Origin of the sequence: Micromonospora orduensis, assembly GCF_006228125.1 — a bacterium.
Lineage (GTDB): Bacteria > Actinomycetota > Actinomycetes > Mycobacteriales > Micromonosporaceae > Micromonospora > Micromonospora orduensis.
In genome coordinates, this window is sequence record NZ_VDFY01000135.1 from 1 (window position 1) to 23,883 (window position 23,883).

Sequence of the window (23,883 nt, forward strand, 5' to 3'; positions counted from 1 at the left end):
CGACTCAAAGACCGCGACCTCGGCCGCGTCCCACCGGCCACCAAGACAAACGACTAAAGATCAACCAACCCGAGGTGGTCCACTTTCAGCCGGACCACGGTGGTCAGGGTTGAGGCGGCGTTGACAAAGGGATGGAACTAGCGGATTGAGTTGCTTGGGGACGCTCGGCTACGGCCTGACATCTCTGCATACGATCAGCGGGTATGGGGCGAAGTGGAGGCTGGGGCAGTTCGCGGCCAACGTCCTTGTCCAGATGTCCTATTTGGCCCTGACGCTACCCATAGCTGTCGTGGACATACTCATCCAACGCTCGGCGTTGTATCACGTAGGTCCTGATCCCGATCTGTATCTGACGTCCTTAATACCGGACAGCCGGCTGCCAGCGAAGTGACCCAAACTGTCTGTGCGTCTTCAAGGCGGCCCTGAACGGGCCGCACGCGCCGCCGCTCTGTGGCCGTGACGCCTGATGCCCGGCGGCTGGCGCGGACAGCGGGGAGGCCGTGCGGGCCGCAGGAGAACGACAGGCCGTCGAATACTGAAGGGGGTGGGCGCCGGTGGCCGGCCACGAGCCCGCGCGGCGTAGGGAAGCGCACGCCGGCCGCGCCGAGCTGGCGGCGGTCGCGGTGTTGCGGTTCGAGCGCCTCCGGCGGGGACGCTCGCTCCGGCTCCAGGATGGCCGGGGCTTCGTCGGCGGGGTCGCGGTCCGTGGGGCATCCCGTGTGCGATCGACCCGCTCCCCAGGAGGGCGGGTAGACGGCACACGGGATGGCAAAGCGTGCTGTTCCTCGCCAGGTCGATATTGCTGCAAAGGGAGCGGCAGAGGAGCGCGCGAGATTTGTCGGCTCTCGGACCGGTCGCAATCGTTGAGGTTCCCGGTAACGTAGTTCGGATGCCTAACGGCAGGGGTTGCTCACCGAACCATTTGGAGGCTGCGATGCTGGCGGAGACGTTGAGTGCGTTGGCAGGTGCTGGTGGTACGGCTTTGGTTGGCGCGGTGGCTACAGACAGCTGGCAGCTGGCCAAACATGGGTTCGCTCAGTTGTTCGGGCGAGGTGATCAGACTCGGGCCGCTGCAGTCGAGGGACGGCTGGAGCGCACCCGTTCCGTTGTGGAAGCTGTGCCGCAGGATGAGCGTGTGCGTTTGGAACAGCAAGCGGCATGGACGGCGCGTCTGGAGGACTTGTTGAGCGATCACCCGGAGGTCGCCAAGGAGTTGCAGGCTCTGGTGGAGCAGGTTACTCAGGCTGCGGGGACACGTTCGGCAGGTCATGTGATACAGCACGGGGTGGCCTATGGCCAGGCTCAGCAGGTCGTCCAGGGCCACGGTCAGCAAACGAACGTGTTCGGCAGCCGTGGCGGCCAGGCGTGACGATGAACGGCGCTGAGCCCGGCGCGCTCCCGAACGAGTCACTGGTGACGCCGGCATCTGGTGTAACGCAGGCGGTGTGGACTGCCGGAGAGGGCAGCACCGGGGCGCAGGGGACCGGCAACCAACTCAACATCTTCCTGCATCACCCACCAGCTCAGCGGCCCACGGTCAGAGACATCGCGCCAGCAGCATCGCCGGCCGAGCGGGTCGCGGGCGCACTACCCGACGTATGGAGCATGGGTCCTCGTAACCCTGGTTTTGCCGGACGAGAGGGTGAACTCGGGCGATTGCGAGAGCAGTTGCGTGCGGGTGGCGCGGCGGTGGTGCACGCGCTGCATGGCATGGGGGGAATCGGTAAGACCCAACTCGCTACCGAGTACGCCTACCGCTACGCGGCGGACTACGACGTGGTGTGGTGGATATCGGCCGAACAGGCCGGGCTGATTGGTGAGCAGTACAGCGCGCTGGGTGCAAGCCTCGGCCTCGTTGCGTCAGATGCGGACAGTGTGACTGCGGCCCATGCGGTCAAGAGCCATCTGCGCATTCGTGATCGATGGCTGTTGATCTTCGACAATGCCGAGTCGCCGGACGACATCGGTCAATGGTTGCCCGGAGGGCCGGGGCACGTCATCATCACCTCCCGGCACCAACGCTGGACGCAGCTGGCTGTAGCGGTTGAGGTTGACGTCTTGACCAGGGCTGAGTCGATTCTCCTGCTGACCGCCCACCATCCGATGCTTAACCCAGGCCAAGCTGACGAGTTGGCCGATGCCCTGGGTGACCTTCCACTGGCGCTCGTGCAGGCAGCCAGCTTCTTGACTGAAACCGGCATGTCGACGCAGGAGTACCGACAGGCTCTGACGAGCCAGGCGGGCGAAGTACTCGGCGAGGGCCGCCCGGTCAGCTATCCGCGCTCGCTGGCTGCAACGATCGCGGTCAGCAGCGGCCGTCTCGCTGACATCGACCCTGCGTCTCTGGGGATCCTCCGGTTGTGCGCATTCCTGGCTCCGGCGCCGGTGCCCGTGGAGTTGCTGGCCGCGATTGTGCAGTTTGAGGCGGCAACCCAGGATGACTCCTGGGGGTTGACTCCGCTGGCGGCGGTGATCGACAAACCGTTGGCACGGGCGCGTAGCGTCGCCCGCATCGGCGACTACGGTTTGGCGAAGGTCTCTGTTGAGGGCATCAGTGTGCATCGACTGGTGCAGGCCGTGTTGCGCGATCAGCTGGGTCCGACTGCAGTCGAGCAGCTGCGGACGCGAATCGAAGCTGTGCTTAGCATGGCCGAGCCGGGCGACCCGCGTAACCCCGCCGCTTGGCAAGGCTGGGCTCGCCTGCTGCCACACCTTCTCGCAGCAGATCCCGCCTCCTCCGGCAACTTGGGCCTCCGCGACTTGGCCTGCCGGGCGATCGTGTTCCTGATCGTTCGCGGCGACGCCCGACCAGCGCAGCGGCTAGCCGACCGTCTCTATCAGCAGTGGCGTCAAAGGCTTGGACCAGACCACCCTCAGGCTTTGAAAGCTGCGACGGAACTGGTCTGGGCATATCGGGATCTTGGCGAGTTCAACCAGCTGCGTCCGCTGATCGAGGACACCTTGGCCCGCCAGAGAGTGACCCTGGGAGAGGACCATCCTGACACCCTTCGATCAATGAGCGACCTTGCCGTTGTCCTGGACGCGCAGGGTATGCATGAGAAGGCATACCAGTTGGATCAGGAGGTCTTGGAGCGGCGGCGGCGGGTGCTGGGCGAGGACCATCCCGACACCTTGATGTCCGCCGGCAACTTGGCTGGTTCGTCGGCCAGCCTCGGCAGGTATCAGCAGGCGCGGGAGATGCAGCAGGACGTCCTGGAGCGGCGGCGGCGGGTGCTGGGCGATGATCACCCGGGTACCTGGCACGCCCAGGGCAACCTAGCCGTCACCCTCAATCGGTTGGGCGAGTATGAGCAGGCGCGGCGTATGGAAGAGGATGTGCTGGAGCGGCGACGGCTGCTGCTGGGCGAGGATCACCCTGACACCCTCACCGCCGCCAACAACCTGGCTGCCACGCTCCACCGCCTTGGGAACTTCATGCAGGCGCGGCAGATGCAGCAGGACGTCCTGGAGCGGCAGCGGCGGGTGCTCGGCGAGAATCACCCGGACACCCTGAGCACCGTCAGCGGCTTGGCCGGCACGCTGTACCAACTCGAAGAGTATGAGCAGGCGCGGCGCATGCAAGAGGATGTGCTGGATCGGCGACGGCAGGTCCTAGGCGAGGATCATCCCGACACCCTGGCCGCCTTCAGCAGCCTGGCCACCACGCTCAACCGGTTGGGCGAGTATGAGCGGGCGCGGCGCATGCAAGAGGATGTGCTGGATCGGCGACGGCAGGTCCTAGGCGAGGATCATCCCGACACCCTGGCCGCCTTCAGCAGCCTGGCCACCACGCTCTACCACCTCGGTAAAAGTGAGCAGGCGCGGCGCATAGAAGAGGGCGTGCTGAAGCAGCGGCGGCGGCTGCTTGGCGAGGACCACCCCGAAACATTGGTTGCAGCGGTGAACCTTGCAATGTCCCTCGCGGCCCTGCACCAAAAGATTCCGGCACGTCAAGCGGCCGAATATGGATATCGGGGACTTCGAGCCGTGTTGGGAAGTGAACATCCTATGACCGAATGGGCTCGCCTGGAAGTGAACAAAATCGCCGCTTCCATGGGCGGAAGAGGTCCGAAAAGAAGCGGCCGTCGTAGGTAAGGTGATCCGCGAAGGAACCTCCGGAGGTTGTCTTGTGTGGATCCTTCAGCATCATGTCGGGGTGCAGGCTGATCACAGCAGCGAGACCGGGTGCTGTCGGTGGCGGGGACGCCCGTCAGGGTTCCCGCATCCGGGATCTGAGCACGTCGAACTCGCAACCCGGAGCGTCCGGGTCGAAGCCGTGCTCGATCAGCCAACGGGCCACCGCCAGGCTGCGCAGTGACCACCAGGCGCGGATGACGTCCCGGTCGGCGCCGGCGCCGTAGCCGGCGAGCAGGTCGTCCAGGCGTTCCTCGTGCCCGAGCGTCAGGGTGGCGAGGTCGAACATGGCGTCGCCGGGAGCGGCCTCGGACCAGTCGATGACGCCGGTGACCTCGTCGCCGTCGACGAACACATGGGTGATCTGCAGGTCGCCGTGGATGAAGACCGGCTTGCACGGCCGGAGCGCGGCCTCGGCGATCTCGCGGTTGCGCCGGATCACCTCGGCGGGCAGAACGGCGTTGGCGAGCAGCCACGCGCACTCGCTGTCGAGCTCTGCCGCCACGTCGTCGAGCCTGCGCCCCGGCCACGGCGGCAACGGCGCATCGTGCAACCTGCGGATCGCGGCCCCCGCCGCGGCCCACGCCGCCGGCGACGCCGGCGACGGTTCGCCGAGGACGCCGAGTGCCCTGCCGGGTACGGCGGCGATCGCGAGCACGGGCGGCTCGCGCCAGAGGATCGCCGGGGTCGGTATCGGCGCCAGGGCCATCGCCCGCACCTCGACGTCGGCGTGCGCGGGGTCGCCGTCGACCTTCAGGAACACGTCGCCGACGCGCAGCGTCACGCGCTGGCTGTGGGCGACGACGACTTCGACCTCTTCCATACCGTCCATCCTGGCGGTGGCGGTTGCCGATGTCGCCGGACTTTGCGGGCGGCCTCTCCGGTCTACTGTGGAAGAGCCGAGTCAGCCGGTGAGTCCGACACCTGCTCCGCAGCGCACCAGCAGCAAGCCGCCGTCCCGGCCGGTCGCCAAGCCGACGATCAGTAAGCCGAAGCCGAAGCCGACCACCGCGAAACCGAAACCACCTTCTGTTCCGACGGTGCATCCCGGTGCGTTCTGCTCCAGGCAGGGAGCGCGTGGGGTGACCAAGACCGGTAGACCGATGGTGTGCACGACCACCGCGACGGATTCCAGAAAGCGGTGGCGGGCAGCGTGATCCCCCGGAGCGACGAAGCCCGGCCACCTACACTGTGGCCGGGCTTCGTTGTCGGTGAAGGGATGTCGAGAACGGGGTGAGGGCTCCGTCCCAGGGGTGGAGGCGGCCACGGTGGCCGTACCGGACCAAGGAGATCCCAGCATGGCGATCCAGCGGATGGACAACGTCCTCATCGTCGTCGAGGACCTCGACGCTGTCATCGCGTTCTTCGTCGCACTCGGCATGGAGGTGGAGGGCCGGGGGCCGGTCGAGGGACGGTGGGTGGAGCGGGTCATCGGGATCGACGACGTCCGCCAGGAAGTCGCGATGCTGCGGACCCCGGACGGCCACGGCAAGGTCGAGCTGGCCATGTTCCACACGCCGAAGGCGATCAGCGCCGAGCCGAGGGACGCGCCGGCGAACACACTGGGCATCCGACGCGTCATGTTCGCCGTCGACGACATCGAGGACGTCATCGCACGGCTGCGGGCGCACGGAGCCGAACTCGTCGGCGACCTGGAGCGGTACGAGGACATCTTCCGGCTCTGCTACGTCCGCGGCCCCGAGGGCATCATCGTGGGGTTGGCCGAACAGCTTCGCTGAGGGCCGCCCACGCCGACCGTTCACGAGGCGGTGCACCGTCGGCACGGGAACTGCCATGACGGGCATGATGGTGCGGACGCGCTGGACGATGCCCCATCCGCCCGAGGTGCTGTGGCCGGCGTTGTGCGACTCGCGCCTCGAACTTCAGCCCCGGTGTCCGGTGTCCGATGTTCTACCTGGAACCCCTCGGCTTTCACCGCTTCGTCGACCAGCTCGCGGATCTCTTCGAGCTGACCCCGATGGGGGCGGCACACAGGTCACCCGGACCACGACGGTGACCGTCCGCGGGTTCGGCCGTGCGGCTCTCCATCCGGCCCTGTGGGTCGGGCTGAAATCGGTGCACCGATTCGTGTTCCGCAACTGGCAGAAAATGGAGTTGTCGCCCCCGGCGGCAGTCTGACACCCACCGGGCCGCAGGATGTCTGCCTGGCCTGGGCGCAGGACAACCGGTCGCCCCTGGTGGACGAGTTCGTGGACATCGCGGCCCGGCGGGCCCGGGCGGCGGGGCTCTCGCCGGGCGAGTTCGCGCACTAGGCTCCGGGGCATGTTCCGCGAGGCCGGGTCGGACGACTTCGAGCAGATCATCCGCCTCTACCGCCAACTCAACCCGGACGATCCGGTGCTGGACGACGGATCCGACGCGGCGGCCTTCCAGCAGATCCTCGACTCACCAGCGCTACGTCTCTTCGTCCTCGAACTGGACGGGATCGTCGTCGCCACGACGTACCTCAACGTGATCCCGAACCTCAGCCGGTCGGCGTCGCCGTACGCCGTCATCGAGAACGTCGTCGTCGAGGAGTCACGCCGCGGCACCGGCCTGGGCAGGCAGATCATGGCCGGCACGCTCCAGGCGGCGTGGGATGCCGGCTGCTACAAGGCGATGCTGATGACGGGCTCGCGGACGCCGTCGACGCATGCCTTCTACCGGGCCTGCGGTTTCTCGCCCGACGCCAAGACGGCGTATCTGGCGCGTCCGTCGTGACGGCACGGCTAGGCGGCGGGGAAGGTCTCGCGCAGCGCCGCGTCCAGGGACCGGCCGGTCGTCGGCTCGACGAACAGGTCGGCCAGCAGGAGGTCGGCGAGGTGGCTGGGATTGACGCCCGACTCCTTGCGCCCGAGGCCCTGGAGTGCTCCGCCGAGCCGCAGGGCGGCCTTCGCCGCGCCGGACGGCAGGCGGGACACCCGGCGACGTCGACCGACCGCCTCGGCGATACGACCGATCATGTCGTCCCAGGTGAGGTTCTCGTCGGCGACCGGAATGTCGTCACCACGGCCCTGCTCCAGGGCGTCCACCGCGATCTCGGCCACGCTGCGCGCCGAGGCGGCGGCGGTCCCGCCGGTGGGGGCGACCAGGGGGGTACGCGAGCGCGCCCACCGGTCCAGCGGCCCGGCCCAGTTCGGGAGCCGGTCGCCGGCCCGACCGAAGACGAAGGGCAGTTCGAGTACGGCGACAGGCAGGTCGTCGCCGGCCGCTGCCCGTCCCTCACGTGCCTGCTCGACCCGGCACCGGATGTACGTGTGACGTTCGGTGAGCCGCCACTGCGGACGCAGCCGGTCGAAGTAGGTGTAGTACGAGCCCATCACCACGGCACGGGTGAGACCCTCCTCGCGGGCGGCGGTGAACAGGCGCACCACCGGGTCGACGTTGTCGCGGCGGAACCGCGGATAGATCGGCTTGGGCAGCGGGCGCTGCTCGTCGGTGCGGGTCGCGTACACGACGCCGTCGTGGCCGGCGAGCAGCGGCCGCAGGTCCTCGACCGACGCGGAGTCGACATCCATCAGGTGATCGACACCTCCCCGGGCGGTGCGCGCCACAGTTGTCGCGGCGTGGCCGCGTTCGCGGAGCACGTCCACGACGTGCGCGCCGATCAGACCGCTGCCGCCCACCACGAGAGTTCGCACGCCGCATCGTCCACTCTGGAACCGGTTGCTTGTCAAGTCACGACCGCCGCCACCGCAACGAGCGGCTGCGGATGCGGTGGCGGCGTGACGCGGCCAGAATGGCGTCCGGAGGTGATCGGGGATGGTCGACCAGGAGAGCGTGCCCAAGCTGAGTGCGGTGGTGCTCGACTGCACCGACGCGAGGGAGTTGGCGGAGTTCTACCGACAGCTGATGGGCTTCGTCTACCGGCCCGGCGACGAGCCGCCGGCGGATGGGCGACCCGACGAGCGCGGTCGGGACTGGCTGGTGCTGAGGTCTCCCGGTGGTGGCCCGCAGATCGCGTTCCAGCAGGTCGATCACCTGCCGGAGACGACGTGGCCGAAGAACGACGTGCCGCAGCAGCTGCACCTGGACATGACCGTGGAATCCGTCGAGGAGTTGCTGGTCCAGCACGATCGCGTGCTACGCCTCGGTGGCCGGCTGCGGTACGACCGCATCGAGGACCCCGACGAGCCGCTGCGCGTGTACGCCGACCCGGCCGGTCACCCGTTCTGCGTCATGGTGGGTTAGTGGCGGCGAGGACGCCGTGCGCGCCCCGCACATGGCATAGGTTCGACGTGGTGGACACCATCGCCGTGAAACGGGGTCGAGGATGCCTGAGCCGCGCGCCTTCTGGGTGGACGAGCAGTTCGACCGCGAGCACGGCGCCGGCGGGCGGGGCCGGTACGAGGCCGAGGTGCTTCGTCGGATCGACGAGTTCGCCGACACGTGGGACGACATCGCACCCGTGGCGTTCGCGGCGACGGCCTGGCGGGTGGCCAGTGAGCTGTCGCCCGGCTTCGTCCGCTGGCACCGGCGGATCATCTCGGCGTCCTGCGCCCGCAGCCCGTGGGACGGCAGCATGGTCTGCGCGGTGACCGTCGCCTCGCGTTGGCCGGCCGAACTGACCTGGACCAGGCAGTGGCAGCGCGACCGTGGTTGGCACGACTGGCCCCAGATGTTCGGCCAGTTCACGACACCCACCGAGCAGGACCACACGCGCCGCCCTCATCTGCGCGCCCTGCTCCAGGTGGAGGCGCCGGTCCCGCTCGACGACCTGCCGCCGGCGCCCGCCGGTCCGGACGACGACGTCATCTCCGCGGCGCGCCGGGCGGTCGTGGTGCTGGCTCGGGAACTCAACGACCTTCTCGCGCCGATGATCGGCCAACTCGACGCCGGGGTGCCGGCGGACTCCTGAGGTCACCGGGTACCCGCCGGACACGCCCGCGCCGGTAGGGTCGGCGACGTGGATCTGCACGACACCGCCGCCCGACTCGGCGTACCCGTCGAGGACGTCGAGCGGGTGCACCAGCTCGCTGGCGACCTGCCGTCGGCGCCGCTGCCCGCCAGGGCCGACGCGCCCGCGATGCTCGACCGGCTCGCCGTGCCGCCGGACGACGCCGCCGAAATCATGGCGGGCTGGCCGGACGCCGACTCTCCGCTGTGGACGCCCGAGCTGCGCTGGCTGCTCGACCGCTCGATCGCCCTGGTCCGCGCCGATCTCGGGGGCGCGGAATGGCTGCCGCCCGGTCCGGAGCTGCCACGTGATCGGGGCCCCGCCTGGCGGCACCTCTACGTGTACGCGTACCTGGCCCTGGTCGACGTCGCCCGGGCGTACCACCGCGACCACGGCATCGCCGACGCGGTGTCGTGGCTGAGCCTCGCGGATCTGGGCCGCAACCTCGCCATCGACAGGCGGATGCGCGGCGAGGGCTGGCCGGTCATGCAGAGCTGGTTGACGCTGCACGTACGCGGCAGCGTCTACGAGCTGGGCCGGTTGCAGCACCACCGTGGCGGCGCCACCCTCGCCCTGCACGTCCCTGACGCGGGGCCGTTGACCCCCGACGCGATCGACGCGTCGCTCGATGAGGCCCGCGCGTTCTTCCCGCGCCACTTTCCCGACGAGCGCTACGAGGCGTTCTCCTGCGGCTCGTGGCTGCTCGACCCGCAGTTGCTGGAATATCTGCCGGCCGAATCCAACATCGCCCGGTTCCAGCGGCGGTTCGAGCTGACCCCATACGACGAGCAGGAGGGGCCGGACGCCGACGTCGAGGTGCTGCGTTTCGTGTTCCGTACCCTGAGCACGCCGCTCGACGAGCTGCCCCGCCGTACCGTGCTGGAACGCGCGGTCGTCGACCACCTGAAGGCCGGCCGCCACTGGCAGTGGCGGCACGGCCGCTTCCCGATCTAGCCGCCCGCCACAGCGGCAGCCGACGGTTCGGTGGGTCCGGCCCGGCCGCCGACCAGGGCGGGCCGGACCCACCACCCGCGTCAACCGGTCAGCGTGAACCTCTCCCAGGCTCCGACCGTGGTGCGGTTGGCGATCAGGGACCCCGCGCCGGCGTTCTCGGCGGCCACGATCTGGTTGTTGACCGTGGCGCGCAGGCTGACCGTCCCGTCGGAGTTCGTGATGAGCTGGAAGGTCTCCCACGCCCCGACCGTCGTGCGGTTCGCGACCAACGGTTCCGCGCCGGCGTTCTCGGCGCAGACGTACATGCCGTTGGCGCGCGAGCGCAGGGCGATGGCGCCGTTGCCGGCGTCCACCCGGTCGAACTGTTCGGTCGAGGTGACGGTGGCCTTGTCGGCGATCAGCGGGTTTGTGCCGACGGCCGACACGTACTGGCTGTTCACCTGCGCCCGCAGGGTGATCGCCCCGGTGCCGCCGCCGGTGCCGGTGGTGAACGTGAACGCGTCGACGTCGAACAGGTAGCCGGACCCGCCCTTGAACACCAGGTACAGGGTGGTTGTCGACGCGGGCGGGTTGATGATGGCGCCGGACACCTCGGTGAAGGTCTCCCAGTTGCCGGTCACCGGCACCGTGACGGTGCCCAGCAGGGTGCCGGTCGCCGATCCGGCCCGTACCTCGATGGTGCCGCCGGCCCCGGCCGACGACGCCCGCGCGGTGAAGCGGGTCGCGTTGGCCAGGTTGTACGGCTGGTACGAGATCCAGTCGTTGTTCTCGATGAACCCGGCGGTGCGGCCACCCTCGGCGCTTGTGTGGTCGGTGGCCTGGACACCGGACTGGGCGCCGAAGTGCTCACCCTGGCGGTGCTTCGGTTGCAGGGTCCTGATGCTGTGCGTGGTGAGCCCGCCGTTGTCGGTGTACGCGGCGTCGAAGACCCCGTAGATGTTGGCCGCCGAGTCGTGCTCCCCGTCGGTCGGCACGGTGATCGAGCCACTGCACCCGTTCTTCGAGGTGATCTGGTGGGCGTGGCTGTCGTGGCCCAGCGCGTACGTCAGGCTGACCTTGGAACAGTCGATCGTGCCGTCCTGCGGGTCGCTGACGCTGATCTGGTACGGCACCGTGTCACCGAAGCTGAACAGCTGCCCGTCGGCGGGCGCGGTGAGCGTCACCGTCGGGGCCGTGTTGCCCACGGTGATGACCAGGCTCGCCGTGCCGGACAGGCCGGTCGGGTCGGTGACCTTCAACGTGGGGGAGTACGTGCCGTTCGTGGTGTACGTCTTGGTGGGGTTGGCCGCCGTCGACGTGGTGCCGTCGCCGAAGGACCACAGGTAGCTCAGCGCCCCACCCTCGGGGTCGGAGCTGCCGGCCGACGAGAAGGTGACAGTCAGCGGGTTGGCCCCCGAGGTCGGGTTCGCCGAGGCGACCGCGATCGGGCTGCGGTTGCCGCCGCCGATGTACTCGATCCGGAAGAGCGCCTGGTTGTTCGAGCCGGTGCCGTAGTCCAGCACGTACAGGGCGCCGTCCGGGCCGAAGGCCATGTCCATGACCTGGGTGCCGCTCCACGGGAAGCTGGAGATCTCCCCGCGTGAGCCGTCGGCGTTGACCGCGATGGCCTTGATCCAGCGGCGGCCGTACTCGCCCGCGAAGAACTGGCCGTTCAGCGACGCCGGGAACTTGATGCTGGAGTTGAGCGACGCGTCGTACCGGTAGACCGGCCCACCCATCGGCGACTCCGAGCCGCTGCCGAACTCCGACGGTGAACCCGAGTCGCCGGCGTACTTGATCCAGGCCGGCTTCGCCGCGGGCAGCGTGGCGAGCCCGGTGTTGCGGAACGAGTTGTTCGTCGGCCCGCCCGTGCAGTTGTACTTGGACTGCGACGGCCCGGACGGGAAGGTGTATTCATTGTATGTTTCGGTGCTCGTGTTGCTGCCCGTGCAGTACGGCCAGCCGTAGTTGCCCGGCGCCGCGATGCGGTTGAACTCGACCTGACCCTGGGGGCCCCGGCTGGAGTTCGTGCTGCCGGCGTCGGGGCCGTAGTCGCCGAGGTAGACGACGCCTGTGGCCTTGTCGACGCTCATCCGGAACGGGTTGCGCAGACCCATCGCGTAGATCTCCGGACGGGTGTTGGCCGTGCCGGGGGCGAACAGGTTGCCCGACGGGATCGTGTACGTGCCGTCCGCCTGCGGCTTGATCCGCAGCACCTTGCCCCGCAGGTCGTTGGTGTTGCCCGCCGAGCGCTGGGCGTCGAACTGCGGGTTGCGGTTGGTCCGCTCGTCCAGCGGCGCGTAGCCGGACGACTCGAACGGGTTGGTGTCGTCGCCGGTGGTCAGGTACAGGTTGCCGGCGGCGTCGAAGTCCAGGTCACCGCCGACGTGGCAGCACTGCCCACGGTCGTTGGCGACCTGGAGCACGATCTTCTCGCTGCCCAGGTTGAGTGTGTCGTCGCTGTTGAGGGTGAACCGGGACAGTCGCAGGTGCCCCTTCCACCGGTCCCAGTCGGACTGCGAGCCGGTGGTGGGGGCGTCCCCGGACGGGGTGCTCAACGTGGGCGAGTAGTACAGGTAGATCCACCGGTTGGTGGCGAAGTTGGGGTCGACGGCGACGCCCTGCAACCCCTCCTCGTCGTGGGTGTAGACGGACAGGGTGCCGGAGACCTTCGTGTTGCCGGCCACGTCGGTCACCCGCAGCACGCCGTTGCGGGCGGTGTGCAGCACCGAACGGTTGGGCAGCACGGCCAGGGACATGGCCTCACCCAGCTCCGCCGAGCCGGTGGCGAGTTTGACCTGCTGATAGTCGGAGGCGGGAATCACCGCCGCCTGAGCGGTGGACGGTGCGGCAACGGCCAGGGCCACGCTCGCGGCGGCGGTGAGCGCCGCGACGAGAGCCCGGGACCAACGCCGGGGGTACGAGAGCATGATCGTCCTTCCTCGACGACCGGGGTACGGGCGCGCGGGGGCGCACCACGACCAGGTGGGGTGGTGGAGAACGAGCGGGGGGACCAGGTCAGTTGGTGGTGACCAGGTCGAACTTCTCCCACTGCCCGATGGACGTCCGGTTGGCGATCAGCGGGGAGGCGCCAGCGTTGTCGGCCGCGACGTAGCGGCTGTTCACCGTGGCCCGCAGGCTCACCGTGCCGTCGGAGTTGCGGACGAGCTGGAACGTCTCCCAGGCACCCGCGGTGGCCCGGTTGGCGATCAGCGCGGCGGCACCGGCGTTCTCGGCCGCGACGTACTGACCGTTGCTCTTGGCGCGCAGCGCCACGTTGCCGTTGGCGAGGTTGACCAGGTCGAACCGCTCACTGGTGCCGACGGAGGTCTTGTTGGCGATCAGCGCGGTGGTCGAGTTGGGCGCGCTCACGTACTGGTTGTTGGCACGGGCCCGCAGGGTCGAGCCGCTGACGGTGGGCGGCGGGGTGGTGGTACGCGGTGAGCAGTCGGCCGTGACGGAGCCGGCGGCGACCTGGAGGCCACCGAGCAGCATCCGGGTGAAGTTCGGGTCGGTGTACGACGCCTCGGTGTGCCCGAGGCCGGTGTACCAGGCCCGTCCGCCGCCGTACGCCTTGCACCAGGTGATCGGGTGGTCGCCGTTCATGTTGCCGCCGCTGTAGGACGACTCGTCGAGGCTGGCCAGGACCCGCGCGCCCGAGCGGGGGTTGGTGCGGTAGTTGTACCACTCGTCGGAGCGGACCCAGGTGGTGCCGAGGTGCGCGGTCGACGGGTTGGTCTGGTCCTCGATCCGTACGGTGGCGGTCTGGATCGCCGGGTGCGAGTCGAACCACGCCCCGACCAGCCCGCCGTACCACGGCCAGCTGTACTCGGTGTCGGCGGCGGCGTGCACGCCGACGTAGCCACCACCGGCGGCGATGTACGACTCGAACGCGGTCTGCTGGCTGGCGTTGAGGACGTCGCCGGTCGTGGAGAGGAAGACCACCGCCTGGTACTGGGCCAGGTTGGAGGTGGTGAACTGGCCGGCGTCCTCGGTCGACGTCACGGTGAAACCGTTGGCGGAGCCGAGCTGCTGGATCGCGGCGATGCCGTTGGGGATGGACGAGTGCCGGAAGCCGGCGGTCTTGCTGAACACCAGGACCTTGGTCAGGGGTGCCGCCGAGGCGGCGGTCGGCAGGGCGACCAGGCTGGCCAGCATGACGGCCAGGCCGGTGATGAGTGCCAACAGGCGGGGACGGGAACGCATGGTCTTGCTCCTCTGCTGAGCGTCGGTCCAGGCGCGCGTCACGGAGCTGTGCGGGCTCGCCGGGGCCGAGGTTGGCGGTGGGTACGGAGCCGGGCCGCCGATGCTCGGCTGAGGTGGTGCTGGTGGTGCCGTAACTGTGGGGATCGTCCTGCGGGGGAGCGCGACGCTGCGCCGTGCGGGTTGCCGTGCCGGTGCTCCCCGCCCGCCGAGGTGCCCCACTTACCACAAAGGATGGTCAAGGCGCATCGACTTCTATCGCTGACGCAGTAAACCTCCGATGTCTGCGCTCCGTCAAGACCGCGCCCGTTGGCTACCACCCTCTGGGCCCGGGGGATCGTGCGGGGATCGGAGAGCGGCGCTAGGTGCCGGTGCTGGTCCGGTGGCTCCCGAAGGCCGCCGCGGGAGCGGCCGCGACGAGTGCGGTCCGGACGGTTTGCGCCAGCGGGTCGTCCGGGTGCTCGATCCAGTGCTGGACCGCGACCCGCAGGATGGCCAGGAAGGTCGCGGCCAGGAGGCGGGAGCGCAGTGCCACGTCGTCGTCGGTCAGCCGGTGGGCGAGTTCCGCGGCCAACTCGCGCTCGATCGCGGCGTACGCCGCCACCTGGTGTGGAGCCAGGCCGGGGTGTCCGCGTAGCTTCCGGCGTTGGTTCAGCCAGGAAGGTTCAGAACCGCCGAAGACCTCCTCGGTGAGGCGCTCGGCCGCCCGGCTCAGGACGGTCCACGGCTCCTCGTCGACGGGTTGTTCCCGGATCAGCGCCAACAGCCGGTGCAGGCGCATGGTGTCGCCGTGGAAGAGGGCCTGCTCCTTGCTGGAGAAGTAGTTGGAGAAGGTCCGCCGGGAGACGTTTGCGGCGTCCGCGATCGCCTCGACCGTCACCGCGTCGATGCCCTCCTCGGCGGCGAGGCGCAGGGCCGCGCCGTGCAGGGCCAGGCGGGTGGCCGCCTTCTTGCGCTCCCGCAGACCGGTCGTCTCGTCCATCGCACCGAGGGTACGTGCGGGTGAGCGACTTCTCAACGAGCAAACTTGCCTAGTGGGCAAGATCGGTGAATGCTTGCTTGAGGCAACCAACTCTCGTGTGGGAGCAGACGTGGAAAGCGGCACCCGTGAACTCGGACTTCGTCTGTACGAACTGGTCAGAAGCGTTCGATTGTTGAAGCAGCGCCGGGCCGACGAACGCCCGGTCATCCCGCCGGGCATGCTCGGCATGCTCGTGCAGATCGACCAGCTCTCCAGCGACTGCCACGCCCGTGATTTGGCCCACCGGCACTCGACTGGACGCGTCGACCGTCAGCCGCTCGGTCGCGGCGCTCGTCGCGCACGGCCTCGTCGAGCGGCGGCCGGACCCCACCGACAAGCGGGCGACCTTCCTGGCGGTCACCCCGGCCGGCCGTGCCGCCCTTGCCGACACCCACCGCTGGTACGGCGAGGTGCTCGAACGAGCGCTCGCCGACTGGACTCCCGGCGAGGTGGCGGCACTGAGTGCCGCCCTCGGCCGGTTCACCGGCGACATCGAGATCGCCCTCGGAAACAACGACAACGACAACCTGGAGGCCGCGCGATGAGCGCACCCACCATCACGGCCGGCGCTGAGCCGATGACCCATCGGCGGACACTGGAAGCGCTCAGCGGCCTGCTGCTGGTGCTCTTCGTCGCGATGCTGAGCAGCACGGTCGTCTCGACCGCGCTACCGAAGATCATCGGCTCACTGAACGGCTCGCAGACCCAGTACACCTGGGTGGTCACCGCCACCCTGCTCACCGCGACGGCGACCACCCCGATCTGGGGCAAGCTGGCCGACCTGTTCAACAAGAAGGCCCTCATCCAGATCGCCATCGTGGTCTTCCTGCTGGGCTCGGTCGTCGCCGGCTTCTCGCAGAGCGCCGGCCAGCTCATCGCCGCCCGCGCGTTCCAGGGCATCGGGGTCGGTGGCCTGCAGGCGCTCGTCCAGGTGGCGATCGCGGCCATGATCCCGCCGCGCGAGCGGGGTCGCTACAACGGCTACCTCGGTGGCGTCATGGCTGTCGCGACGGTCGGCGGCCCACTGCTCGGCGGCCTCATCGTCGACACGTCCTGGCTCGGCTGGCGCTGGTGCTTCTTCGTCGGCGTGCCGGTGGCCGCCATCGCGCTGCTCCTGCTCCAGGCCACCCTGCACCTGCCGACCGTACGGCGCGAGAACGTCAAGATCGACTACTTGGGCGCCAGCCTGATCGCGGCCGGCGTCAGCCTGCTGCTGATCTGGATCTCGTTCGTCGACAGCTCCTTCGCCTGGGCCTCCTGGCAGACCGCGGCGATGGTGGGCGGCACGCTCATCCTGCTCGCCCTGGCGGTCTGGGTCGAGTCGCGCGCCGCCGAGCCGGTCGTCCCGCTCGGCATCGTGCGCCAGCACACCACCGCGCTGGCCATCCTCGGCAGCCTCGCGGTCGGCATGGCCATGTTCGGCGGCGCTGTCTTCCTCGGCCAGTACTTCCAGATCGGGCGCGGTTACAGCCCGACGGAGGCTGGCCTGCTCACCATCCCGATGATGGCCGGAGTCCTCGGCTCCTCGATCGTCGCCGGCCGGCTGATCACCAAGAGCGGAAGGATCAAGCCCTACATCGTCGCCGGCTCGATCCTCCTCGTCGCCGGGTTCGCACTGCTCGGCACCATCGATCACGAGACGTCGCTCGTCCTGGTCGGCGTCGCCATGTTCACCGTCGGCGTCGGCGTCGGTATGACCATGCAGAACCTCGTCCTCGCCGTGCAGAACACGGTCTCGCTCAAGGACATCGGCGCGGCCAGTTCCAGCGTGGCGTTCTTCCGGTCGCTCGGGGGCGCCATCGGCGTCTCCGTGCTGGGCGCCGTCCTCGCCCGCCGGGTCAGCGACCAGATCACCCACGACCTCGCCGCCGCCGGCGTCCCCGCCTCCGGCAGCTCGCAGGGCAGCAGCAACCTCAACATCACCGCCCTGCCCGATCCGATCCAGGAGATCGTCCGGGCCGCGTACGGCGACGCCACCGGACACATCTTCCTCATCTCCGCCGCCATCGGGGTCGTCGGCATCATCGCCGCGCTCCTGCTCAGGCCGATCACCCTGCGGACCAGCCTCGACCTGCCGGACGCCGCCACGTCGGCGGCCGTCGGTGCCGACGCGATCGACGGCGCTCCCGCCTTCGACCAGGTGCGCGTCGACACCACGCCTGACGGACCGACCCCCCGACGCTGACGTCGGGCCGTCCGACCCGGGGCCGCCGCCGTCCGAGGACGGCGGCGGCCCCGGTCTGTCCTGCCAGGGCCGATCCGAGCGAACGTCACCGAATCGAGGGGTCTGTGGATACCGCGGAGCTGGCAGCGGCGCGTCCGGCGGCACCCGCCCGGCGAGCTGCCGCACTGCACCGGGCCATGCGTGAGCTGGGGCTCGTCGCCGCCCTGTTCCTCATCTACAAGGCGGCTCGGGTGGCCGGGGCCGACCGGGCGTCGACCGCGCTGGGAAACGGGGAGTGGATCTGGCGGGTGGAGCGCCTGTTCCACCTGCCCGACGAGGCCGCCTTCCAAAGGCCTCTGCTCTCCCACGAGCTGTTGGTGCACCTCGCCAACGGCTACTACGCGTACGTGCACTTCCCCGCCACGGCCATCTGTCTGATCTGGCTGTACGTACGGCACCCCGTGCGGTATCTCTGGACGCGTCGCATGCTCGCCGGGCTCACCGCTGCCGCACTGGCGCTGCACTTCCTGGTCCCGCTGGCGCCGCCACGACTGACCGCCCTGACCGGCATGGTGGACACCGGCAGCCGTTACGGGCCCGCCGTCTACGGCCCGCCCGACACGGACGCGTTGAGCAACCAGTACGCCGCCATGCCCTCCCTGCACGTCGGCTGGGCTCTCGCCGTCGCCGTCGCGCTCATCGCGGTGACCGGCGGGCGCCTGCGGTGGCTGTGGCTGGCGCACCCGATCGCCACCCTGCTGGTCGTCGTGACCACGGGCAACCACTACTGGCTCGACGGCATCGTCGCGGCCGTGCTGCTCGCCATCGTCTGTCTCGTGCTGCCCAGGCCCGCACCGCCGACCGGCCCACCCACCCGCCGACGCGGCGTCCGGGCCGGATGGCCCCGCCAGCGCGTACCGGCGCTGCAGGCGCCGTCCGGTCACCCACCCGGGCGAGCCGACGCCTGTGACGTCGTGAGAACGCCATCACCGGCCATTCGGTCCCGACGTGTCCGGTGCCGTCAGCGGCCGAGGACGAGGTAGGCGAGACCGAGGATCCCGCGATACCCGCCGACGTACTGGCGCAGCCGGTCGTCGAGTTCCGCGCGGACCTGCGCCGCCCGGGGATCCTCCGGGTATGTCAGCAGCCACTCCTGCCGTCCCGCGAGCCAGGTGGACTCGAAGTCGTCCCACTCGCGCTGGTCGGCGGTGCTCAGGTGCAGCACCCGCCAGCCGCGTTCCCGGGCGGCCTCGACGAGGCCTGGCAGTTCCGTGATCCCGGTTCCGAAGATTTGCTCGGCCTGCGGGGTCGGGGGGCGTTCCCAGTAGGCGTCGCCGAACAGCAGCCGGCCTCCCGGTCGGACCACCGTGGCGAGCGCGTCCAGCGTGGCGCCGGTGCCACCGAAGGCGTGCGCCGACCCGATGCACAGGACCCGGTCGGCGGGTTCCTGCCAGGCGGCCGCCTCGCCCATCACGAAGGCGACGTGCCGGTTCAGGGACCGGTCGGTGGCCAGCCGTCGTCCCCGGGCGAGCGCGGTGTCGTCGGTGTCGACACCGACGCCCCGGGTGGCGATCGGGCCCGACACGCCACCGGCGGCGACCGCCCGCAGCAGCAGCTCGCCCCAGCCGCAGCCCAGGTCGAGCACCCGCGCGCCGGGGCGTACGTCGAGTCGGCGCAGCAGGAGCGTGGCGTGCTCCTCGGACAGGGGTGTGTTCCAGCGCATCCGCGCGTAGCGGCTGGCGGCGAGGTGGTCGGTTGCCTGCATCCGTTGAGGGTGTCAAGTCATGATCCGCGGCGCACGTCGGGTCCGGCGTCGGGCGGTACGGCAGGATCGGCGGGGTGGACGTGGAGGGTGCGGGGCCGGCGCGGCGGCCGACCCGTCAGGAGATCGCGGCGGCCGTCGGCCGGGGTCTGCCGGACGTGATCGGTCCGGGCCTGCGGGTGCTGTTCTGCGGCGGTACCGGCCGGGCTGGGTGGCGATCCTCGGGGTGACCGCGTACCGGATCGCCTTCGTCCGGCCGAAGGCCGGTCTGGGCCCGCAGCCGGACCGGCTGGGCCCGGCCCGGGTGTGGGTGCTGCCCAACCCCAGTGGCCTGAACGCGCACTTCCCGCTGCCGGCGTTGACCGCCGAGTTCGCGAAGCTGCGGCAGGGCACCGGCCCCTAGCCGGCCGCGGCTGCCAGGGTCTCGTAGTAGGACCGCATGGCGGGGTGGTACTCGTCGAACTCGGGCCGGGGCGAGCCGTCCCGCGAGGCGACAAGCATGTCCAGGTAGTACTCCCAGCCGGCGCCCACCTCGGCGATGGCCTGCACGCTGCTGAGGTGCTGCACGAGGCGCAGCTCGGTGCCGCCCTCGGCCTCGGTCAGCGACAGCTCCAGCAGCCAGGTGCCGAAGTCGTCGGTCGTCGACACGGCCAGGCGCCGCCCCGGCTCGCACGCGTCGACGCGGAAGTCGCACCAGGGCTGCTGCTCCTCGTACGCCATCTGGACCCGGATGGTCCGACCGGGCGCGGCGTCGCCCTCCCACGGGCCGAACCAGCGGGCCGTGCGCTCCGGCTCGGTCAGGCTGGCCCACACGTCGGCGGCCGGCGCGCGGAACGTGCGGGTCAGGACGAGATCGTGGCCGGTGGCGGTGCGGAACAGGCGTCCGGCGGGTGTGCGGGTCATGCCGTTTGCTCCCTTCGGTGCTCCGCCGGGCCGCGGCTGCGACGCTCTCGGCGGGTGCGATAGACCTCGGTCTCCAACGCGTCGAGGTGCCGCTCCCACCGGTCGGTGGCGACGAGCCCGGCGAGCCAGTCGACAAGCGGCGCGAGCGGACCCGGGTCGAGCCGGTAGATCCTCTGCCGACCGACCAGCTCGTCGCGCACCAGGCCGCTCTCGCGCAGCACCCGCAGGTGCCGGCTGATGGCGGGCCGGCTGATCGTGAACCGCCGGGCGATGTCGCCGGCTGGCAGTGGTTCGGCGCGCAGCAGGGTGAGGATGCGCCGTCGTACCGGGTCCGCGATCGCGGTGGCCACCTCGTCCACCTCGAAAGCGTAACCTATGGGTTACGGGTTGAGTCCGTCGCCCTCATTGCGCTGCGTCGTTGGTGGGCACATGATCACGAGACCTGGCACTCTTGACGGCATGCCAGCCCTGCTTCGATCCCGCCTGACCGACTGGACCGTCGCGGTACCCGTGCTCGCGGTACTGATGCTGTTCGTCACCTGGGGACGAGAACTTCCCGGTCCGGTCGTCGTGGTGGTCGCCGCACTGCTGGGCGGGGCGGTGCTCGCGGCCGTGCACCACGCCGAGGTCGTCGCCCACCGGGTGGGGGAGCCCTACGGCTCCCTGGTGCTCGCCGTCGCGGTCACCGTGATCGAGGTCGCCCTCATCGTCACGCTGATGATCAGTGGACCGGAGAAGACCCAGTCACTCGCCCGGGACACCGTCTTCGCCGCCGTCATGATCACCTGTAACGGGATACTCGGGCTGTCCCTGCTGCTCGGGGCGCTGCGCCGCCGGGTCGCGGTGTTCAACCCGGAGGGCACCGGCGGCGCCCTCGCGACCGTGATCACCCTGGCCACGCTGAGTCTGGTCATCCCGACCTTCACCACCGCCCGACCCGGCCCGGAGTTCAGCCCCGCCCAGCTCACCTTCGCCGCCGTCGCCTCGCTGGCCCTGTACGGGTTGTTCGTACTCGTACAGACCGGGCGGCACCGCGACTACTTCCTGCCTGTCGACAGCCGAGGTCAGGTGATAGACGCCGAGGAGCACGCCAAGCCGCCCACCACCCGAGCCGCGCTGGTCAGCCTGGGCCTGCTGCTGGTGGCGCTGGTCGCGGTCGTCGGCGACGCCAAGACCATCTCGCCGACCATCGAGGCCGGCGTGGCGGCGGCGAACCTGCCGCACGCGTTCGTCGGTGTGATCATCGCCCTGCTCGTGCTGCTGCCGGAGACCCTGGCCGCCGCCCGCGCCGCCCGCCGCGACCGGGTGCAGATCAGCCTGAACCTCGCGCTCGGCTCCGCGATGGCCAGCATCGGCCTGACCATCCCGGTGATAGCGATCGCCTCGATCTGGCTGGACGGCCCGCTCCTGCTCGGCCTCGGCGGCACCCAGCTCGCGCTGCTCGCGCTCACCGCGGTGACCGCCGTGCTCACCGTCGTGCCCGGCCGGGCCAACGTGTTGCAGGGCGGCGTGCACCTGGTGTTGCTGGCCGCGTTCGTCTTCCTGGCCGCCAGTCCCTGACCGCCGGCTCAGCCGAGGGCCGCCAGCCCGCTGACCGCCGACTCAGTCGGCGGCCGGCTGGTCGTCGGCCAGCCGGTCCGCGCGGGCGTTCAGGTAGCGCTGCTGCGCCAGGTTCGTCGACCGCGACGCCGCCATCCGGTACGCCCCGCGCGCCGCGACCCGGTCACCCACCAACTCCCACAGGTGGGCGCGGGCGGCCGGCAGTCGCGGGTCGTCGGCCAGTCGCGGGTCGTCGGCCAGGTCGGCCAGCAGCGCCAACCCGGCCGGCGCGCCCCGGCTCATCGCCACCGCCACCGCGTGGCTGAGCGCCACCACCGGGTTGTCGGACATGCCCAGCAGCACCTCGTACAGGGCGGTGATCTGCGGCCAGTCGGTCGCCGCCGCGCTGGGCGCCTCATCGTGCACGGCCGCGATGGCCGCCTGGAGCTGGTACGGCCCGACGACCCCGCGCGGCAGCGCCCCGCTGATCAGCCCGACCCCCTCGGCGATCTGGTCGGCCCGCCACCGGCCGCGGTCCTGCTCGGCCATCGGCACCAACTCGCCGCGCGGCCCGATCCGGGCCGGCGCGCGGGCGTCGGTGAGCAGCATCAACGCGAGCAGCCCGGTGACCTCCGGATCGTCGGGCAGCAGCCGGTGCACCAGGCGGGTCAACCGGATCGCCTCCGCGGTCAGGTCGGCGCGCAGCAGGCCGGGGCCAGCCGTGCGCGCGTACCCCTCGGTGAAGACCAGGTACAACACGTGCAGCACGGCGGCGAGCCGGTCGGCCCGCTCCGCGTCGGTGGGCGGCGCGAACCGTAGCCCTGTGTCGCGGATCCGCTGCTTGCCCCGGCTGATCCGCCGGGTCATCGTCGCCTCCGGCACCAGGAACGCCCGCGCCACCTCGGCGGTGCTCAACCCGCCCACGGCGCGCAGGGTGAGCGCGATCTGCGAGGCCGGCGACAGCGCCGGATGGCAGCACAGGAACAGCAGGATGAGCGTGTCGTCGGCGTCCGGCGGTGGCCCGTCGGCGGCCGGAGCGCGCCACTGCTCGGGCAGCACCCACCGCGCCACGGCGTCCTCCCGACGCCGGCGGGCCTGCTCACGCCGCAGCAGGTCGGTCAACCGGCGGGACGCCACGGTGATCAGCCAGCCCCGGGGACTGTCCGGTACGCCATCGCGCGGCCAGCCGTCGGCAGCGGCGATCAGCGCCTCCTGCACCGCGTCCTCGGCGGTGTCGAAGTGCCCGTAACGGCGTACCAGCGCGCCGAGGACCTGCGGCGCCAGCGTACGCAGCAGGTCCTCGACGGGCGTCTGCGGCACCGGTCAGCCGCCCAGGTCCTCGACGCTGTCCAGCACCGGCCGCACGTCCACGTACGCCCCGGGGGCGTCCGGGTCGACAAGCCCGGCGGCGATCTCGGTGGCCCGGTCGAAGCTGGCGCACTCCACGATCGTGTAGCCGGCGAGGACCTCCTGCGTCTCCGGGTACGGGCCGTCGGTGACCACCGGCGCGCCCTCGCGCACCCGCACCCGACGGGCGTGCACCGGCTCGCTGAGCCCTTGGGCGTCGACCAGCTCCCCGGACTCGGCGAGGGTCTGGTGGAACGTCTCCATGTGCTGGTGCATGGCCGCGATCTGCTCGGCCGACATCGCCGGCCGGTCCGTCGCCCGGCCCGACAGCACGTCGTAGTCCCGCTGCGACCCGTAGAGCAGAATCATGTACTTCACGGGGTCATCCTCCTGTCCGCGAGGCGCCGTCCGGCGCCCGTCACCGGAGACGTCGAAGCCGCGCCCCCGTACCGGACACACCTGGCCCACCTGCTCGTCGAGGGGTCACTGGCCGTAGGAGCGGCGGAGACGGTGGTTGATCAGGTAGTTGAGGCGGTGGCGCAGGTAGCCGAGAGTGCTCTCGCTCGGCACGTCCCCGTCGGTGGTGAGCGTCCAGCGCAGGGCGCAGTCCTGCCCGGGTGGTCCGGCGGTCAGATCGAAGCGCACCCGGTCCAACGGCCGGTGCGGCCACAGCGACGACCACACCAGCAGCACCGGCGCGTGACCCGCCACCACCCGCGGCGGCACCTCGTCGTCGCGCAACTCCAACCACGGGCGGCTGCCGGCCTCGTACGGGTCGCGCAACGAGCGCCACACGATGTGCGCCGGCGCCGGCTGGCGTCGCAGGCGGCTGCCCAACTCGTGCGCCACGACCCCTCCCCACCGGGGCGGCCACACCCGCCCCGGGCCATTGTGGCCGCCGGACGCCACCCTCAGGAACCCTCCAGGGCCGCCCGCACGTGAACCGGACGGCCCCGCCGTGCGTGAATCCGGTCACGGGC

The 23,883-nt window shown here is 70.4% G+C and carries 24 protein-coding genes; 12 read left to right on the top strand and 12 right to left on the bottom strand.

What is annotated here, in order from left to right:
- Positions 1-934 precede the first annotated feature (934 nt).
- Positions 935-1,369 (top strand): hypothetical protein, encoded by a 435-nt coding sequence (locus FHG89_RS32890; protein ID WP_167517382.1) that lies wholly within the window; start codon positions 935-937, stop codon positions 1,367-1,369.
- Positions 1,370-1,371: 2 nt separating this feature from the next.
- Entirely contained in the window at positions 1,372-4,095 is a 2,724-nt protein-coding gene (gene fxsT / locus FHG89_RS10865; protein WP_244295354.1) for an FxSxx-COOH system tetratricopeptide repeat protein, read from the top strand.
- Between the two features lie 115 nt (positions 4,096-4,210).
- Here the strand turns inward: fxsT and FHG89_RS10870 are convergent, their stop codons facing one another.
- Both FHG89_RS10870 and FHG89_RS34120 read right to left on the bottom strand, forming a co-directional pair.
- The gene (locus FHG89_RS10870) at positions 4,211-4,957 is read right to left on the bottom strand and encodes a phosphotransferase family protein (RefSeq protein WP_139584250.1); all 747 of its coding nucleotides are present in this window, start codon (positions 4,955-4,957) and stop codon (positions 4,211-4,213) included.
- 81 nt (positions 4,958-5,038) lie between these two features.
- Positions 5,039-5,254, bottom strand: coding sequence for a hypothetical protein (locus tag FHG89_RS34120; RefSeq protein ID WP_139584251.1), 216 nt, complete (start codon positions 5,252-5,254; stop codon positions 5,039-5,041).
- A 178-nt stretch (positions 5,255-5,432) separates the two neighbouring features.
- Here FHG89_RS34120 and FHG89_RS10880 point away from each other — a divergent pair, with 178 nt between their 5' ends.
- Complete coding sequence (locus FHG89_RS10880; RefSeq protein ID WP_139584252.1) at positions 5,433-5,873, top strand: VOC family protein; 441 nt, start codon at positions 5,433-5,435, stop codon at positions 5,871-5,873.
- Between the two features lie 544 nt (positions 5,874-6,417).
- Positions 6,418-6,855, top strand: coding sequence for a GNAT family N-acetyltransferase (locus FHG89_RS10885; RefSeq protein ID WP_244295347.1), 438 nt, complete (start codon positions 6,418-6,420; stop codon positions 6,853-6,855).
- An 8-nt stretch (positions 6,856-6,863) separates the two neighbouring features.
- Here the strand turns inward: FHG89_RS10885 and FHG89_RS10890 are convergent, their stop codons facing one another.
- Entirely contained in the window at positions 6,864-7,775 is a 912-nt protein-coding gene (locus tag FHG89_RS10890) for an NAD-dependent epimerase/dehydratase family protein (protein WP_139584254.1), read from the bottom strand.
- A 121-nt stretch (positions 7,776-7,896) separates the two neighbouring features.
- Between FHG89_RS10890 and FHG89_RS10895 the strand changes: the two genes are divergently transcribed.
- From FHG89_RS10895 to FHG89_RS10905, 3 genes are all read left to right on the top strand, one after another.
- Entirely contained in the window at positions 7,897-8,325 is a 429-nt protein-coding gene (locus tag FHG89_RS10895) for a VOC family protein (RefSeq protein WP_139584255.1), read from the top strand.
- 82 nt (positions 8,326-8,407) lie between these two features.
- The gene (locus FHG89_RS10900) at positions 8,408-8,992 is read left to right on the top strand and encodes a hypothetical protein (protein ID WP_139584256.1); all 585 of its coding nucleotides are present in this window, start codon (positions 8,408-8,410) and stop codon (positions 8,990-8,992) included.
- Positions 8,993-9,040: 48 nt separating this feature from the next.
- Positions 9,041-9,985: an acyltransferase domain-containing protein gene (locus FHG89_RS10905; RefSeq protein ID WP_139584257.1), complete on the top strand. Its 945-nt coding sequence runs from the start codon at positions 9,041-9,043 to the stop codon at positions 9,983-9,985.
- Positions 9,986-10,065: 80 nt separating this feature from the next.
- Here FHG89_RS10905 and FHG89_RS10910 read toward each other — a convergent pair whose 3' ends face one another.
- From FHG89_RS10910 to FHG89_RS10920, 3 genes are all read right to left on the bottom strand, one after another.
- The gene (locus FHG89_RS10910; RefSeq protein ID WP_139584258.1) at positions 10,066-12,894 is read right to left on the bottom strand and encodes a PQQ-dependent sugar dehydrogenase; all 2,829 of its coding nucleotides are present in this window, start codon (positions 12,892-12,894) and stop codon (positions 10,066-10,068) included.
- 88 nt (positions 12,895-12,982) lie between these two features.
- Positions 12,983-14,122 (bottom strand): ThuA domain-containing protein, encoded by a 1,140-nt coding sequence (locus FHG89_RS10915; protein ID WP_425280167.1) that lies wholly within the window; start codon positions 14,120-14,122, stop codon positions 12,983-12,985.
- Positions 14,123-14,528: 406 nt separating this feature from the next.
- Positions 14,529-15,149 (bottom strand): TetR/AcrR family transcriptional regulator, encoded by a 621-nt coding sequence (locus FHG89_RS10920; protein ID WP_139584260.1) that lies wholly within the window; start codon positions 15,147-15,149, stop codon positions 14,529-14,531.
- A 269-nt stretch (positions 15,150-15,418) separates the two neighbouring features.
- On the opposite strand from FHG89_RS10920, the gene FHG89_RS10925 reads away from it, so the two are divergent.
- The 3 genes from FHG89_RS10925 (at position 15,419) to FHG89_RS10935 (ending at position 18,395) form a co-directional block, all read left to right on the top strand.
- Positions 15,419-15,733 (top strand): MarR family winged helix-turn-helix transcriptional regulator, encoded by a 315-nt coding sequence (locus FHG89_RS10925; protein ID WP_139584261.1) that lies wholly within the window; start codon positions 15,419-15,421, stop codon positions 15,731-15,733.
- On the top strand, positions 15,730-17,373 hold the full coding sequence (locus FHG89_RS10930; protein ID WP_139584262.1) for an MDR family MFS transporter: 1,644 nt from the start codon (positions 15,730-15,732) through the stop codon (positions 17,371-17,373). Before FHG89_RS10925 ends, FHG89_RS10930 begins: the two co-directional genes overlap by 4 nt.
- Before the next feature lie 104 nt (positions 17,374-17,477).
- Positions 17,478-18,395, top strand: a complete 918-nt coding sequence (locus FHG89_RS10935) for a phosphatase PAP2 family protein (RefSeq protein WP_244295349.1) — start codon at positions 17,478-17,480, stop codon at positions 18,393-18,395.
- On the opposite strand, the gene FHG89_RS10940 is transcribed toward FHG89_RS10935, so the two are convergent.
- Positions 18,374-19,117 carry an SAM-dependent methyltransferase gene (locus tag FHG89_RS10940; RefSeq protein ID WP_139584263.1) on the bottom strand — a complete coding sequence of 248 codons (744 nt, stop codon included), beginning with the start codon at positions 19,115-19,117 and terminating at the stop codon, positions 18,374-18,376. The genes FHG89_RS10935 and FHG89_RS10940 overlap by 22 nt on opposite strands.
- Before the next feature lie 208 nt (positions 19,118-19,325).
- Here FHG89_RS10940 and FHG89_RS33660 point away from each other — a divergent pair, with 208 nt between their 5' ends.
- Positions 19,326-19,517, top strand: coding sequence for a uracil-DNA glycosylase family protein (locus tag FHG89_RS33660; protein ID WP_244295351.1), 192 nt, complete (start codon positions 19,326-19,328; stop codon positions 19,515-19,517).
- Here FHG89_RS33660 and FHG89_RS10950 read toward each other — a convergent pair.
- Positions 19,514-20,017 carry an SRPBCC family protein gene (locus tag FHG89_RS10950; RefSeq protein ID WP_139584265.1) on the bottom strand — a complete coding sequence of 168 codons (504 nt, stop codon included), beginning with the start codon at positions 20,015-20,017 and terminating at the stop codon, positions 19,514-19,516. The two genes, FHG89_RS33660 and FHG89_RS10950, sit on opposite strands and share 4 nt — an antisense overlap.
- Positions 20,014-20,376 carry an ArsR/SmtB family transcription factor gene (locus tag FHG89_RS10955; RefSeq protein ID WP_167517384.1) on the bottom strand — a complete coding sequence of 121 codons (363 nt, stop codon included), beginning with the start codon at positions 20,374-20,376 and terminating at the stop codon, positions 20,014-20,016. Before FHG89_RS10955 ends, FHG89_RS10950 begins: the two co-directional genes overlap by 4 nt.
- A 100-nt stretch (positions 20,377-20,476) precedes the next feature.
- On the opposite strand from FHG89_RS10955, the gene FHG89_RS10960 reads away from it, so the two are divergent.
- Positions 20,477-21,577, top strand: coding sequence for a calcium:cation antiporter (locus FHG89_RS10960; RefSeq protein WP_208760927.1), 1,101 nt, complete (start codon positions 20,477-20,479; stop codon positions 21,575-21,577).
- 42 nt (positions 21,578-21,619) lie between these two features.
- Here the strand turns inward: FHG89_RS10960 and FHG89_RS10965 are convergent, their stop codons facing one another.
- The 3 genes from FHG89_RS10965 to FHG89_RS10975 all read right to left on the bottom strand — a co-directional run bounded on the left by FHG89_RS10965 (position 21,620) and on the right by FHG89_RS10975 (position 23,752).
- Positions 21,620-22,876 (bottom strand): RNA polymerase sigma factor, encoded by a 1,257-nt coding sequence (locus tag FHG89_RS10965; RefSeq protein ID WP_139584267.1) that lies wholly within the window; start codon positions 22,874-22,876, stop codon positions 21,620-21,622.
- A 3-nt stretch (positions 22,877-22,879) separates the two neighbouring features.
- Positions 22,880-23,272: a YciI family protein gene (locus FHG89_RS10970; protein ID WP_244295355.1), complete on the bottom strand. Its 393-nt coding sequence runs from the start codon at positions 23,270-23,272 to the stop codon at positions 22,880-22,882.
- A gap of 114 nt (positions 23,273-23,386) precedes the next feature.
- Positions 23,387-23,752 carry a hypothetical protein gene (locus FHG89_RS10975; RefSeq protein ID WP_139584269.1) on the bottom strand — a complete coding sequence of 122 codons (366 nt, stop codon included), beginning with the start codon at positions 23,750-23,752 and terminating at the stop codon, positions 23,387-23,389.
- Between the last annotated feature and the right edge of the window lie 131 nt (positions 23,753-23,883).